This is a genomic window from Methanofervidicoccus abyssi (genome assembly GCF_004310395.1).
GTDB classification, from domain to species: Archaea; AGJL01; Methanococci; order Methanococcales; family Methanococcaceae; genus Methanofervidicoccus; species Methanofervidicoccus abyssi.
Genome location: NZ_BFAX01000002.1, coordinates 194119 through 208614, shown reverse-complemented (window position 1 = coordinate 208614; position 14496 = coordinate 194119). Strand labels below are relative to the sequence as shown.

The window sequence follows — 14496 nt, the reverse complement described above, 5'->3', positions numbered from 1 at the left end:
TTTTGGTGAGAATTAGGGTTTTTAAAGATTTAAAAAATCCTATTCATCAAAAATAATAAAAAATAGTAAAATAAGATTAAATCATCATTACCTATATCTATCAGGAAATTCTATCACTACTGTCCATAATTACAGTGAGACCAAACTGAAAAGAGAACACTTTGTTTTTAAAATCCTTTGTATAGATAGTTTTATCCTATTATATCCTTGAAGTACTTTAAAAGTGAAGGGGCTTTCTTTATGACCTTAAATATTATCTTTTTTACATCTATATCCTCTAACTTATCGTCTATAACCTCGGCTATGATATTTAAATCTTCCTCATTTAACTTCTGTAGGATATTTTTATACTTAAGTTCTGTCATTAAGGTGTTGTAGAACTTTTTCTTCCATCTCCTCTCATATTCCATAAGGGTTTCTTTGGAGTAATCCTCTTTCTTAACAGCCTTACTTGCCACCTCCCCAGCTATGGAACCACAACTCATAGCTAAATATATACCTCCACCTGTTAGGGGACTCACCTGTCCAGCGGCGTCTCCAACCACCATAATGTTATCATCTACAGTTCTTTCTATAGGACCTCCAACTGGGACACCACCACATTTAAACTCTACAGGTGTTGCATCCTTTAACCTATCTTCCAGTATAGGATGTTCCAAGAACTCGTTTAGATAGTCTATAGCCTTTTTACTTTTATCTATTACACCTAAACCCACATTTGCGGTATCTCCCTTTGGGAATATCCAGGCGTATCCCTTTGGACTTAGATCTCCAAAGTAGAATTCCATCATATGTTTGTCTAGGAGTTTAACCCCTGTCATCTCGTATTCTGCACAAGAGCATACCTCCATGGGGTTTTTTTTACACCTTAAACCTACCATCTCCGCTACAGAACTTTCCATCCCATCTGCAGCAATTACTATTTTAGTCTTTACAGTATATTCCTCCCCCAGATGGATAACTTTAACTTTAAACCCATCTTTGTATGGATATAGATCTACCACCCTACTTTTAACTGCTATCTTGGTTCCAACCTTTGCACTCCTTATAGCTAGGTACTTATCGAATATCTTCCTCTCTACAACGTATCCCTCTGTCTTACTCCCTCTAATCTCTACCTTCTTCCCGTTAGGTGCTATGAGATAACCTCCCTTTATATAACTTCTTACAAATTCTTCACTGAGAGGTATGTTGAACTCCTCCAACTTTGGTATAGCCTCTGCACACCTTACAGGTTCCCCTATTTCCTGGGATTTCTCCACAAGTAATGTTTTTACTCCATTTTTAGAGGCGTAATAGGATGCCATACTTCCTGCAGGCCCTGCACCTACGACTACAACATCGTATTCATCTTTCAATATCCACCTCATGTTATTCCTCCAATGCCTTTAATGGACAGACTATTATACATGCTTTACATCTTTTACATCTATCCTCGTATATAACAACTCTATTCTCTATCAACTCTATAGCCATACTTTTACATACCCCTACACAGGCTCCACAGTATCCACATCTCTCGTAGTTTATTCTCATATTATCACATAGGTTTCTTACATATTCTTTCAAGTGTTTATGAATATAGCCTATAACATTTATTCGTATAAATTATTTTTATCATTTAACAATTTTTATTATTATTTTTTAATAAATTTTAATAAATTAATTTTTTTAATAAATTAATTATCGTCGATAATTTGTCCATGGCCACGATATAATTATTCTAGTTATATAACAGTAATCTTTAAATAAATTTATTAACCAAATAGGTTAAGGTTAAATTTTAAGGAGGTTAGTGAATGACATGCACAATAGTTGTAGGTGGTCAGTGGGGAGATGAAGGTAAAGGTAAAATCATCAGTTACCTATGTAGTAAAGATAACCCTTCTATTGTAGCAAGAGGAGGAGTAGGCCCAAATGCAGGACATACTGTAGAGGTAAACGGTAAAAAATACGGTATAAGGATGGTTCCTACAGGGTTTCCCAATAGGGCTTCTATACTGGCTATTGGGGCTGGGGTGCTGGTAGATCCAGAAGTTCTTTTAAAGGAAATAGAAATGCTTAATGAGTTCAGGGTAGGAGAGAGATTAATAGTAGATTACAACTGTGGTATTATAGAGAGTAGACACAGGGAGATAGATAGATCTGACAATCATCTAGCTAAAGAGATAGGTACCACTGGGACAGGTTGTGGTCCTGCAAATGTAGATAGAGTTATGAGAGTATTGAAACTTGCCAAGGATGTAGAATCCCTAAAACCTTACCTTGGAGATGTTTCTGAGAGAATAAACGAGGCCTTAGATAGAGGAGAAAATGTTCTAATAGAAGGTACCCAAGGTACTTTACTCTCTCTCTACCACGGGACCTATCCTTATGTAACTTCCAAAGATACAACAGCTTCCTCCTTTGCAGCAGATGTGGGGATAGGGCCCACAAGAGTAGATGAAGTTATAGTTGTCTTTAAATCCTATCCAACAAGGGTAGGAGAAGGTCCTTTTCCCACAGAGATGCCCATCGAAGAGGCTGAAAGGCTGAACCTCGTAGAGTATGGGACAGTCACTGGACGTAGAAGGAGAGTGGGCTACTTCGACTATAAACTGGCTAGGAGAGTCTGTAGGTTAAACGGTGCTACCCAGATAGCGATTACCTGTTTAGACAAGTATGACAGGAGATGTTATGGTATTACAAGGTACGAGGATCTCTCCGAGAAGGGAAAGAGTTTTATAGAAAAGATAGAGGAAGAGACCGGTGTCCCTGTGACCCTCGTCTCTACCGGACCTGAATTACATCAAACTATTGATAGAAGAGAATAAAATAAAAAGAAGGTGGAGTCTTTGCACTGGGCAGATACTACTGCAAAGAGGGTAATTAAGAAGAGGGAAAATCTTGAGAAGTACGTTGTAGCCTGTGGTATAACCCCTTCAGGACATATACACATAGGGAATGCAAGAGAGGTAATCACTGCAGATGCCATTTACAGAGGGCTTCTAAACCAGGGAGTAAAGGGAGAACTTATATTCATAGGAGACACCTATGATCCCCTTAGAAAGGTATATCCTTTCCTACCTGAGAGTTACGAGAGATACGTAGGTATGCCCCTAAGTGAGATACCCTGTCCCGAAGGTTGTTGTGAAAGTTATGCCCAACACTTTTTAAGACCGTTCTTAGAGAGTTTAGATGATTTAGGTATAGAGATGACAATCTACTATGCAGATAGGTGCTACAAGGAAGGAATCTACGACGAAGCCATTATACTGGCGTTAGAGAACAGGAACAAGATAAGGGAGATACTTAACAAGTACAGGAGTGATCCCCTCCCTGAGGACTGGTATCCTCTAACTGTTATATGTGAAAACTGTGGTAAATTAAGCACTACTAAGGTAATAGATTACGACCAGGAGGAGAAAACTGTTGAATACCTCTGCTCCTGCGGACACAGAAATACAGTGGAACCATTTAAAGGTAGGGTGAAACTACCTTGGAGGGTAGACTGGCCTGCAAGGTGGAGTATATTCGAGGTTACAGTAGAGCCTATGGGCAAGGATCATGGAACCTCCGGAGGATCTTACGATACGGGGATAAAGATAACCAGGGAGGTATACAACTATCAGCCTCCCGAGAAGGTAATCTACGAGTGGATACAGTTAAAGGTGGGAGAAAAGGCAGTGCCTATGTCATCATCTTCTGGAGTAGTATTTGCAGTTAAGGACTGGCTAAATATATGCCATCCAGAGGTTTTAAGATATCTCATACTTAGGAGCAAGCCTTCAAAGCATATAGACTTCGATCTAAAATCTATACCTAACCTTACAGAAGATTACGACCAGTTAGAGAGGAACTACTTTGAGTTAATAAAAAGATTGGAAAATGGTGAGGAATTAAAAGAAGATGAAAAGGACAAGATAAGAATATATCAGCTATCTACTCCAAGGATACCAGAGAAACTACCACTCCAGGTGCCCTACAGATTCTGTGCAGTTATATCCCAGATAGCCTACAGGGAAGATAGAGAAGAGATAGATATGGAGAAGGTGCTGGATATTCTAAAGAGAAATAATTATCCTGTGGATAACATAGATGACTACGACTTTGAGAGATTAAAAAATAGACTCTACATGGCTAGAAATTGGGCATTAAAATATGGAGAAGTACTGAACATAATTCCTCTTGAAGAAGCTATAAAGGAATACAATAAATTAAGTGAAAAACAGAAAGAATGGATAAATGTATTTAGAGATAAACTGAAAGATATTGAGTTCCAGGGACTCCTTATCCATGAGCTTATATACAGTACTGCAAAGGAAATAGGATTAAATCCGAGGGAGGCCTTTTTGGCATCCTACAGGATACTCCTAGGTAAGAATTACGGACCTAAGTTAGGAAGTTTTCTCTCATCCTTGGATAGAGAGTTTGTAATTAGGAGGTATTCATTGTTGGAGTAAAAAAGAGAGGGAATTATAAGGAGAGTGGAGTATATCCCAAAATAAAATTTTATAATAATAATTATTTTTATTGAAACCTCAGTTATCATCAAAAATGTGAATAAAAGAATAATAAAAATAAAAAAATGAATAAATCATTGAATATCCAAGAATCTCCCTGAACACCTAGATAAAAACGAAAATTCTGAGATAGTATAAGCGATATCCAACAGTTTGTATTTAAGGCAATTCTCTTTCTCAAGATTTATAAGCAGATAGAAGGATTTCTATCTATTCTTCTTTTTAACGACTTCTCCAAATAAGAGACATATTCCTATTATAGTTGAAACCAAACTGAGAAAAATTAAAAATATTTACTCCTTAATAGTTATCATCCCCTTGATCTCATTTACAATCTTTTCAGCAGTCCCTTCGTCAATCTCTCTTCCTTTCTGTTCCACAACCTCAACTAACACCTGTTTAAGATCTTTACCTGTCTCTATCTTCATCTTCTCAATAACAACTGGATTAGGTTTTATTAGAGCTCCTCTAACTAACCCCTCTCCATTCAGAGGTGTTAATATCAGAGTTCCAGCGAAGTCATCACCTACTTTTATAAAATAGACTGTATCTCCTAAGTCAGTTTTTCCGGCCTTTTCAATCTCAAATTTCATCTCTTCAATCTCCTCAAGTTCCTCTATTCTACTAATGGCATCTTCTACCACTGACTTAATTTCCTCCATTGCCATTCTCTTAAATGCCTCTATCTTTAGAGTATCCCACTTCCAAACAACATTACTATCAGCCAACTCGTACTCAATCATCACCCTAACTACATCTCCCTTATCAAGTTTAAGTTTATTTACAAGTATTTCGTATAGTAACTTATTCAACTCTCCAGAAGCCTTAGCAACCATCTTTGGATCTATTTCCTTATTCTTTATAGAATCTTTTAACTGGGCAAAAAGGGTACGTCTTATCTTATCTGCATAGGCCCCTACTATTATATATCCAGAACTTAGTTTCATTTATAACACCTTATATAAATATTTTATAATTTTAATTATAATATAATATTATATAAATATATAAATTATATAAGTCTTTATTCATTATTTATTAATATTCATTAATATAATCATACCCCTTCTCAAATGCTATTAAGTTCTTCTTCTCGGTACCCTTTGGCACACTGTCCAATATCGCCTTTCTCATAGCTTCCTTTGAAACTACTCCTGTTATCCTAACTAGAGCTCCAAGCATTACCATATTTGCCACTATTTTTAAACCTATATCCTTATAGGCTATATCTGTAAATGGGATCTTGTATAATTTCACATTTCCATTGTAGAAGTTCTCAGGCACTGTAACTAAATCCCTATCTACAATAACTGTTCCCTCATCCTTTATATCTCTCCCGTATTTATCAAAGGCCTGTTGGGACATACACACCAATACATCTGGTTTTATAACCTTAGGATAGTCGATCTCCTCTTCGGATATTACTACCTCTGACTTACTGGCACCCCCTCTCGCTTCAGGCCCATAAGATTGTGTCTGCACTGCATTCTTACCGTCGTAGAGTGCTGCACTTCTCCCCAGTATCACACCTGCCAATACGACCCCCTGGCCTCCAAAACCAGATATCCTAACCTCTTTTCTCATTCTTTCACCTTTAATTTCTATGCTCTTTGATAAGATTAATCATACTTTCTGTAAATTCTGGTTTCTCAATATCTAAGAACTCCCCAACTATTATCTTATCCTTTAACTCTTCTTCAGGTAAATTTTCAGCCTTTCTTATATGTATAGAGTGTTCCTTAATGTACTTCAATATCTCTACGGCACTCCTTGAGATATTGAACCTACCATAATAGGTAGGACACTGGGCTATAACCTCGATGAAGGAGAAACCTTTCTTAGTCAAACCCTTTTTTATACTGTTGGATAGTTGTATAGGATGGGCTGTAGTCCATCTAGCCACGTAGGTTGCACCTGCTGCTATAGCTAATTTACAGAGATCCATACTGTTTTCTATATATCCATAAGGTGCTGTAGTTGCTCTCTTTCCAGAGGGGGTTGTTGGGGAAACCTGTCCCCCGGTCATACCATATATATGGTTATTTATACAGATGACAGTTAGATCTATGTTCCTTCTACAGCCGTGTATAAAGTGATTTCCACCTATAGCCGCCAGATCCCCATCCCCTGTAAATACTACAACCTTCTTATCTGGAAGTGCCAACTTCACACCAGTTGCATAGGCGATAGGTCTTCCATGTGTTGTATGGAGGGAATCACAGTATAGATACCCAGCTATCCTAGAGGAGCATCCTATCCCAGAGAGTGCTATGTAGTCCTCAGGTTTAATGTTCAACTTATCTAAAGCGTTTGTAAAACAGTTTATTACAATCCCAATTCCACAACCTGGACAGAAGATATGAGGTAGTCTATCTTCCCTCATATATTTTATACTTGGATGAACCACTCTCTCACCTCTTTAAATAAAAATATAAAAAAATTAAAAAAGTTAATTATTATCAACCTTTTTATAAATTTTATATATTTATTTATATTGGATTTTATTTAGATTGGACAGGTCTTTCCATCATCACAACATGGGAGAGCTCAAAGATGGCACCACCTAACTCGTTACCTATGTCTTGAAGCTCTAAACAACTGATCTCTATTCTCTTACTCTCTATAGATATAACAACAGGTACAAATTTATAGGAAATTTCCACAATATCTACAGGCCTACAGAGCATCTCCACACCTATTACCCCATAGAATCCCACATCTTTATAGGGTCCCTCCTTCTCCAACTCCTTGGTAATAATCTTATTTATAACGATGTTATCTTTATTAAGGGAGAACAACATCCTCTTAACAACCTCTTCTTCAGATACTCCAAAACCCTCAAAAACAGCCTTTACTCTTATAAGTCCCTGCTCCTCAAAGTCGTCTATATCTTCCTCGTCGTATATTCCCTTTTTGTACTCCTCTATATCTATCTCTATCTTATCCTGAGTCTGTACGTTAAATGCAACGTTGTATTTCTTGTAAAACCTCTTAAAAAAATCTATAATATAAGCTAACGCTTCTCCAAACTCTTTAGGATCTAAAACCAACTTTGGAGGTTCCACTACATCCACATCTGCTGCATAATTTACAGAGAACTTTATATAATCTAGGAATGTATCAAATTGCACCTTCAACTCTGCAATAAATGTGTAGAAACCTTCTCTCTCCTCCCAATCTTCATCAACAGAGAGAACTTCACATCTGTATTCCTTTTTTATCTTCTCCAGTAGGTTATCAAACTCTTTCTTTGCTAACTCCTTATTCTTTCCCTTAACTTCTTGATAGGATATGATTTCAATCATTCCCTTCACCAACTACAGGATCCTTTTGACTCTTTTAACAATACCCGGGTAGAGATCTATAACATTTCCATTTAAAAAGGCACTCATGGTGCATATTACCCCTGGAGGTAATATCTCCACAGGCGATCCACTCCTAACTAAGTAAAGGTTTTCAAAACTTAACAATCCTCCGAATATTAAACCTGCCAACTTAGGGAGATCCTGTAGATCTTCAAAGGTTATTACCACTACAGGATCGTCCGTCTCCTTTCCAGTATAGCCTACGCCAGGTATCTTTTTCGGATTTTCACTTACACTGATACCAACGTCATATCCGTACTTTATTCCTATATCTTCCACAAAGAGTGCCATCTCATTTACTATATTTTCCCCTCCGTAGGTATCAAATGATACTACTATGGAATCGCCGTAAGGTGAACCTGCTTTAGCTACTGCGTAGGATATACCTTCTTTCGCCCCTTCAGGATTATCAGATATACCATTTAGATCCTTAAAACCCTTAGCATGTTTTCTAAGTAGATTTACTACAGATCTATTTACACCTTCTATTAATTCTTCAGGTGTAAAAGAAGTAATTACTATGTCATCTCCAGTTATATTGGATATGGCAGATTTTACACCTTTAGGTAGGATTAGGGGTAATTCTCTTGATATTTTCTCTGTTATAGTAAGATCCACATCCACATCTGTAGATGAAATATCTACCCCTATAGAGACTATATACATAGTCATGATATAATCCTCGTAATTTTTATAGAATTAATATATATGTGGAGATTTTTATAACACTTTCGACTATTAAAATAATACATATAATAATTATAATTTAAATAGACATAAAAGAACATTGGAATAACAAATACGTTAAATTTAAATTTATCTAAGTACGGAAGATTTCTTTATCTTTAAAATCTCTGGAGGTGCTAAGGTGAAAGAAATTGTAATAAAGGTTAGGGAGAAAACAAATATTCCAGTCTACGAGAGAACTGTGGAGAACGTTATAAGTGCAGTTCAGAGTAGTAGTGATATATGGAGGATTGTAGATCTAAGTGAAGAGCCCTTGCCCTTAGTTGTCACAATCCTGGAAGTGCTTAACGCCCTTGGATATATCGAGTTCAGAAATGGAGTGTTTCTAACAGAAGAAGGAAAGAGGTTCGCCGATAGATATGGGATAGGTAGAAGGGAAGATTACACATGTCCCTACTGTAAAGGGAAAACTGTAGATATTGAGGTTTTCAAAGATCTCCTTGAGAAATTTAAAGAGATTGTTAAAAATAGGCCAGAGCCTAAACATGAGTTTGATCAGGCCTATGTAACTCCTGAGACTACTGTGGCAAGGATTATTCTCATGCATACGAGGGGTGACTTAGAAAATAGGGAGGTTTTTGTCCTTGGAGACGATGATCTAACGAGTATAGCCCTTATGCTCTCAGGATTGCCAAAGAGAATAGCTGTCTTAGACATCGACGATAGACTGACCAAATTCATAGAAAAAACTGCAGAAGAAATTGGTTATAACAATATAGATATATTTGCCTTCGATCTTAGAAAACCTCTGCCAGATTATGCTCTTAGAAAGTTTGATACCTTTATAACAGATCCTCCAGAAACTGTAGATGCAATTAGGGCCTTCGTTGGTAGAGGTATTGCCACCTTAAAAGGCCCAGGTTGTGCCGGTTACTTTGGAATAACAAGGAGGGAAAGCTCTTTAAACAAGTGGAGGGATATTCAAAAACTCCTTTTAAACGAGTTTGAGGTTGTCATAACTGATATAATTAGAAACTTCAACGAATACGTAAATTGGGGATATGAAGAGGAAACAAGAGCCTGGAAGTTAGTCCCTATAAAGGTTAGGCCAACTTACAACTGGTATAAGAGCTATATGTTTAGAATACAAACCCTAGAAGGTTCAAAAGGTTATGAGGAGGAGATAAGGGAGGAAGATATCTACAACGATGAAGAGGCTTCAACTACATAGTGCTTATTTTTACTTATTTTTAAATAATTTCCATTAAAAATCTTTATATAAAAAATAATTACGAAGAGAGATTTATGAAGAAGGTGTTTTAAAGAATAAAAACTTCCTATCTTGGATATATCTACTACAACTGTTGAATACCCTTTATAATCCCGATAGAATTTTTTCTTATTATTTTCTTATTATTATCTCTCTATTTTTAAACAATTTTTTCTAATGTTAAAAATTATAAGAATAAAAATAGAAAGATCTTCAGATTTTTAAATACTTGAAAAAACATATAAAAAGAGTAGAAAAATCTTAATCTTATAATAATCTTGTGACATCCCTAGGCACGTGAAAGAGATGATTTTAGGTGATTTCAATGACTCCTGAGAAAGCTGTGATCCTTGCTGCAGGTTTTGGAACTAGGTTAGGTACAATAACTGAAGAGACACCTAAAGGTCTTCTAAAAGTTGCTGGTAGAGAGATAATCTATAGAAGTATGAAGATACTTCAGGAATTAGGAGTTAAAGAGTTTATAATTATTACAAATAGAAAATACGAGGATAAATTTAGGAAATTTGTTGAAGAGAATAACTTCAAGGCCAGAATAGTGATAAATGAATATCCTGAAAGAGGAAACGGGTATTCTCTCTATTTAGCGAAAAGTATAGTTAATGAAAAATTCCTTCTTCTAATGAGTGATCACATATATGGAAAGGCTTTCCTCCAGGAGGCTGTAAAAGGAGAAGGTCTTATAGTAGATAGAAATCCAAGGTATGTTAATATAGAAGAAGCGACAAAGGTTAAAATTAGAAACAACCAGGTGGAAGATATTGGGAAGCATCTTAAAGAATTCCATGGGGTAGATACTGGATTCTTTATACTCACACCAGATATATTCCGTATCATTGAAGGGATCCTCTCGGATAGGGATGTTCTGGAGTTAAGTGAGATTGTAAAGAGAGCGAAACTTAGAGTAACCTTTGTAGATGGACTCTTCTGGACAGATGTTGATGTACCAGAAGATATTAAAAAAGCAAAGGATCTTATAGTAAAAACCTCTGTAAAGGGGGTTGGAGACGGTTTTATTTCAAGATATCTCAATAGGAAGATTTCCACAAGGGTAAGCTCTCTCCTAGTTGACTATATAACTCCAAATCAGATAACTGTAATAACCTTCCTACTTGGTATCTTCTCGGCACTACTAAATTTTATCAGCGTTCCTTTAGCAGGGATTATGTATCAGATAAGTTCTATACTTGACGGTGTTGATGGGGAGATTGCACGTGCCAGTATGAAGACAAGTAGATTTGGAGGTTATGTGGATTCAATCCTTGATAGATACGTGGATTTTACATTTTTGCTCCTCTTAGCTTACGTCACAATTAAAGAACCTATCTGGTGGGCAATAGTAACAATAGCCATCTTCGGCTCTGTGATGGTTAGTTACTCAACAGAGTGCTATAGGGCAGTATATGGGAAGAGTATATATGAAGAGATTCCTACAATGAGATATCTCATTGGAAAAAGGGATGAAAGGGCATTTTTAACTATGTTATTCTGCTTAATAGGAGAAATAAAAGCTCTTTTTGTTCTATTAGCAGTTCTGACAAACCTTAGAGTAGCATTGACAGTGTGGTTAGTGTGGAAAAAGCATAAGGTAAACTCTCCTTAAACCCTATCTTTAGGTAGAGAATTCACTTCTATGGGAAAAGTACACCAAAAAGATATAAATAATAACTATAAAGCTATTAATAATATTAATTAATATAATCAGGAGTGAAATCATGATATGTATAATAATGGGTAGTGAAAGTGATTTAAAAATCGCTGAAAAGGGGATATCTATTTTAAAGGATATGGGAGTGGAGTTTGAGGTGAGAGTTGCTTCTGCTCATAGGACTCCAGATCTAGTGGAAGAGATTGTAAAGAACAGTAAAGCCAAGGTGTTTATAGCAATTGCAGGACTTGCAGCACATCTTCCAGGTGTTGTAGCCTCCTTAACAACGAAACCTGTAATAGCAGTTCCAGTAGAGAGTAAGTTAGATGGAATGGATGCTCTCCTGAGTTGTGTCCAGATGCCACCTGGCATACCAACTGCAACTGTAGGAATAGACAGAGGTGATAATGCAGTGCTTTTAGCCCTTGAGATCTTAGCTCTCTCTGATGAGGAGTTATCTAAGAAGTTAGAAGAGTACAGAAAAAAACTGAGAGAGAAAGTTATAAATTCAGACAAGAGAGTTGGAGAACTCTATAAACATTAGTTTTCCTCAGATGCACACCACTTACATTTTCTATAACCTAAATCACGGGCATCTTCTTCAGTGTAGAAGTATATCTTGTTATTTTCTTTTATCTTTTTCCCATAGGGGCACCTATTAGAGGTGTGATAAACCTTTCCATACTTAGATGCATATATCCCTGTAGGTGTTGGAGATAAGAATATATCCCTTTCAAAGTTTCTCTTCTCTATCAGTTTAAAATTTTTTATATCCTTAAGGCGTATAAGGTAAATGCCTTTGAATATTTCAACCCTTCCTACAACCTGTATGAGATCATTCTCTTTTATACTAGGTGTATAGCTATATATATACTCTATGAGATCTTCCTTTACCTCCTTGGAGGGATATATTCTAAGATCTCCTCCAGTATCATCTATGATTTTTATATATTTGATATCTTGGATCTTTCCGTATCTATCCCTTGTTACCTCCATACTCTGGATAAATCCTGTCACCTGGACGTAGTCCCCTTCTTCTATACTCCCGATCTTCTTCTTCTCAGGTTTAAAGTCGTAGAAGTTTAAAAATACTATACCTACTAAAACAGTGATTAGACAGATGTATTTTATTTTATCATTTGTAAGTTTCATATTTTCTATTCAATCTTCTTTTATGTCCTCTACTCAAAGTTTTAATCCTTTAGACATCCTGTGGTTCATGCTTGGAATAATAAAAACCATAAGAGAGGGCTTAAACAGTCCTCGTTACACCTAACAGGACGTAGTTAGGATGTATCTCTTTTCTTAATCATGGACCCCCTTCTCAGTTATCCTGAATATAGCTTCAGAATCTGGGAGATGTGGAGAATCGTATAACTTAGCGATTCTCTTGTCTCCCTTGCCTTTTCTAAGGAAGAACCTGAAAGTTGCAGCATGACCCACGATATGTCCACCTATGGGTTGCTCTGCAGGTCCAAAGAAGGTATCTAACCTTGATGCAACCTGGTTAGTTACAAGCACTACACAGTTGTAGAGATCTGCCAACTTATTCAGGGTAGCCATATGTCTTCCAAGTTTCTGCTGTCTTTCTGCAAGTTTTCCCATACCTGTATACTCGTTTCTGAAGGTACTTGTTAGAGAGTCTACGATGATCAATTTTATATTGTTACCTGATCTGATAAGTTCCTCTACTTTTTCTGCGTAGAGCATCTGCATATCTGAGTTATAGGCCCTAGCAACAAAGATATTGTCAAGGACCTTCTGACCGTCTATTCCTAAGGCCTCAGCCATCTGTATGATCCTCTCAGGTCTAAAGGTACCCTCGGTATCTATATACACTGCTTTTCTATTCTCAAACTCATTCTCACTTAACACTTCCTTATCAGCTATTATCATATCGTCACACTGGAGATTTACACAGGCTTGGTGCATAATTTGGGTTTTACCACTTCCAAACATACCTGCAAACTCTATGGTAGACTGGCTCTCCAACCCACCGTTAAGTATCCTATCTAACTCTTTACTACCTGTAGATAGTTTCCATACAGTCTTCCTCTGTTTTAAGAGATCGGTACCACTTTTAAATCCTAAATCACACAACTCTCTTGCATGAGCTATTATTTTAGCTGCCGCCTTTTCGCTTATACCATCGATTTCAGCAAGTTCGCCAATTGTAGCAGTTGCTATTTTCATGAAATCAGTATATCCAGCTTCAATAAGTTTCTCTGCAATTGAGGGACCAACTCCAGGTATATCAGTTAATTTATCTGCCATAAGAGTCACCTAATTATTTCTGAACTATTATTAATATTAATTAGTAATAATTATTATATTATATCAAAATAATTATTTCAAAGCAAATTGGTAGAACAACTATAGATAACTCATTATTTATAATTTTTGCATTTATATATATAGGTGTAAAGATGCTTAGAGACGAGGATTTTTTTAGAATAGAAGGAGTTCCAATAACTAAGGAGGAAATAAGGGCTATAAGTATAGGTAAATTACAATTGAAGCCCACTGATGTTGTGGTGGATATTGGATGTGGTAGTGGAGGCATGACTGTGGAGATAGCGAGAAGATGTAAGTTTGTCTATGCCATAGATTATTCTGAAAATGCAATAGTGACTACTAGGAAAAACCTGGAGCTCTTTAATATTAAAAACTGTAAATTGATAAAGGGAAAGGGAGAGGAAGTTATACAATCCCTGAAGTTCAATAAGGCCTTTGTAGGAGGTACAAAGAATATATATAAAATCTTGGATATACTTACTCATAAGAATACGGAAAGTATTGTAATAAATACTATAGTTCTTGAAAACACTGCAAAGATATTAAATTACTTTGAAAATATAGATAGATACAACGTGGAAGTTGTAAACGTTGTTGTAAGTTATGGTAAAAAGATAAATAACGGCCATATGATGCTTTCTAAGAATCCTATAAATATCATTACCTGCAGATTGATAGACAGATGACTACAAAAATTTGAAAGGGGGATGT

At 36.3% G+C, this 14496-nt stretch carries 15 protein-coding genes; 6 read left to right on the top strand and 9 right to left on the bottom strand.

Annotated features, from left to right (window positions below):
- Nucleotides 1-191: 191 nt before the first annotated feature.
- Nucleotides 192-1370 carry a geranylgeranyl reductase family protein gene (locus tag MHHB_RS02460; protein ID WP_131007036.1) on the bottom strand — a complete coding sequence of 393 codons (1179 nt, stop codon included), beginning with the start codon at nucleotides 1368-1370 and terminating at the stop codon, nucleotides 192-194.
- 1 nt (nucleotide 1371) lies between these two features.
- Entirely contained in the window at nucleotides 1372-1536 is a 165-nt protein-coding gene (locus MHHB_RS02455; protein ID WP_131007035.1) for a 4Fe-4S binding protein, read from the bottom strand.
- Nucleotides 1537-1799: 263 nt separating this feature from the next.
- Here MHHB_RS02455 and MHHB_RS02450 point away from each other — a divergent pair, with 263 nt between their 5' ends.
- On the top strand, nucleotides 1800-2813 hold the full coding sequence (locus tag MHHB_RS02450; RefSeq protein WP_131007034.1) for an adenylosuccinate synthetase: 1014 nt from the start codon (nucleotides 1800-1802) through the stop codon (nucleotides 2811-2813).
- 21 nt (nucleotides 2814-2834) lie between these two features.
- On the top strand, nucleotides 2835-4442 hold the full coding sequence (gene lysS, locus MHHB_RS02445) for a lysine--tRNA ligase (RefSeq protein ID WP_131007033.1): 1608 nt from the start codon (nucleotides 2835-2837) through the stop codon (nucleotides 4440-4442).
- Between the two features lie 353 nt (nucleotides 4443-4795).
- Here lysS and MHHB_RS02440 read toward each other — a convergent pair whose 3' ends face one another.
- The 5 genes from MHHB_RS02440 to MHHB_RS02420 form a co-directional block, all read right to left on the bottom strand.
- Nucleotides 4796-5449 carry a DUF2258 domain-containing protein gene (locus tag MHHB_RS02440; RefSeq protein WP_131007032.1) on the bottom strand — a complete coding sequence of 218 codons (654 nt, stop codon included), beginning with the start codon at nucleotides 5447-5449 and terminating at the stop codon, nucleotides 4796-4798.
- 91 nt (nucleotides 5450-5540) lie between these two features.
- Nucleotides 5541-6086, bottom strand: a complete 546-nt coding sequence (locus MHHB_RS02435; protein ID WP_131007031.1) for a 2-oxoacid:ferredoxin oxidoreductase subunit gamma — start codon at nucleotides 6084-6086, stop codon at nucleotides 5541-5543.
- 10 nt (nucleotides 6087-6096) lie between these two features.
- Nucleotides 6097-6885 carry a 2-oxoacid:ferredoxin oxidoreductase subunit beta gene (locus MHHB_RS02430; protein ID WP_131007069.1) on the bottom strand — a complete coding sequence of 263 codons (789 nt, stop codon included), beginning with the start codon at nucleotides 6883-6885 and terminating at the stop codon, nucleotides 6097-6099.
- Nucleotides 6886-7003: 118 nt separating this feature from the next.
- A complete protein-coding gene (locus MHHB_RS02425) occupies nucleotides 7004-7807 on the bottom strand; it encodes a hypothetical protein (protein WP_131007030.1) in 804 nt (267 codons plus the stop codon).
- 12 nt (nucleotides 7808-7819) lie between these two features.
- Nucleotides 7820-8539, bottom strand: a complete 720-nt coding sequence (locus MHHB_RS02420) for a hypothetical protein (protein ID WP_131007029.1) — start codon at nucleotides 8537-8539, stop codon at nucleotides 7820-7822.
- Nucleotides 8540-8735: 196 nt separating this feature from the next.
- Here MHHB_RS02420 and MHHB_RS02415 point away from each other — a divergent pair, with 196 nt between their 5' ends.
- The 3 genes from MHHB_RS02415 to purE all read left to right on the top strand — a co-directional run bounded on the left by MHHB_RS02415 (nucleotide 8736) and on the right by purE (nucleotide 12034).
- Nucleotides 8736-9785 (top strand): bis-aminopropyl spermidine synthase family protein, encoded by a 1050-nt coding sequence (locus MHHB_RS02415; RefSeq protein ID WP_131007028.1) that lies wholly within the window; start codon nucleotides 8736-8738, stop codon nucleotides 9783-9785.
- A gap of 364 nt (nucleotides 9786-10149) precedes the next feature.
- A complete protein-coding gene (locus MHHB_RS02410) occupies nucleotides 10150-11445 on the top strand; it encodes a bifunctional L-myo-inositol-1-phosphate cytidylyltransferase/CDP-L-myo-inositol myo-inositolphosphotransferase (protein ID WP_131007027.1) in 1296 nt (431 codons plus the stop codon).
- Nucleotides 11446-11557: 112 nt separating this feature from the next.
- Nucleotides 11558-12034, top strand: coding sequence for a 5-(carboxyamino)imidazole ribonucleotide mutase (gene purE / locus MHHB_RS02405; protein ID WP_131007026.1), 477 nt, complete (start codon nucleotides 11558-11560; stop codon nucleotides 12032-12034).
- Here the strand turns inward: purE and MHHB_RS02400 are convergent.
- Nucleotides 12031-12642, bottom strand: coding sequence for a hypothetical protein (locus MHHB_RS02400; protein WP_131007025.1), 612 nt, complete (start codon nucleotides 12640-12642; stop codon nucleotides 12031-12033). The two genes, purE and MHHB_RS02400, sit on opposite strands and share 4 nt — an antisense overlap.
- 153 nt (nucleotides 12643-12795) lie before the next feature.
- Complete coding sequence (gene radA / locus MHHB_RS02395) at nucleotides 12796-13764, bottom strand: DNA repair and recombination protein RadA (RefSeq protein ID WP_131007024.1); 969 nt, start codon at nucleotides 13762-13764, stop codon at nucleotides 12796-12798.
- A gap of 152 nt (nucleotides 13765-13916) precedes the next feature.
- Between radA and cbiT the strand changes: the two genes are divergently transcribed.
- Nucleotides 13917-14471 carry a precorrin-6Y C5,15-methyltransferase (decarboxylating) subunit CbiT gene (gene cbiT / locus MHHB_RS02390; protein WP_131007023.1) on the top strand — a complete coding sequence of 185 codons (555 nt, stop codon included), beginning with the start codon at nucleotides 13917-13919 and terminating at the stop codon, nucleotides 14469-14471.
- The last annotated feature ends 25 nt before the right edge of the window (nucleotides 14472-14496 follow it).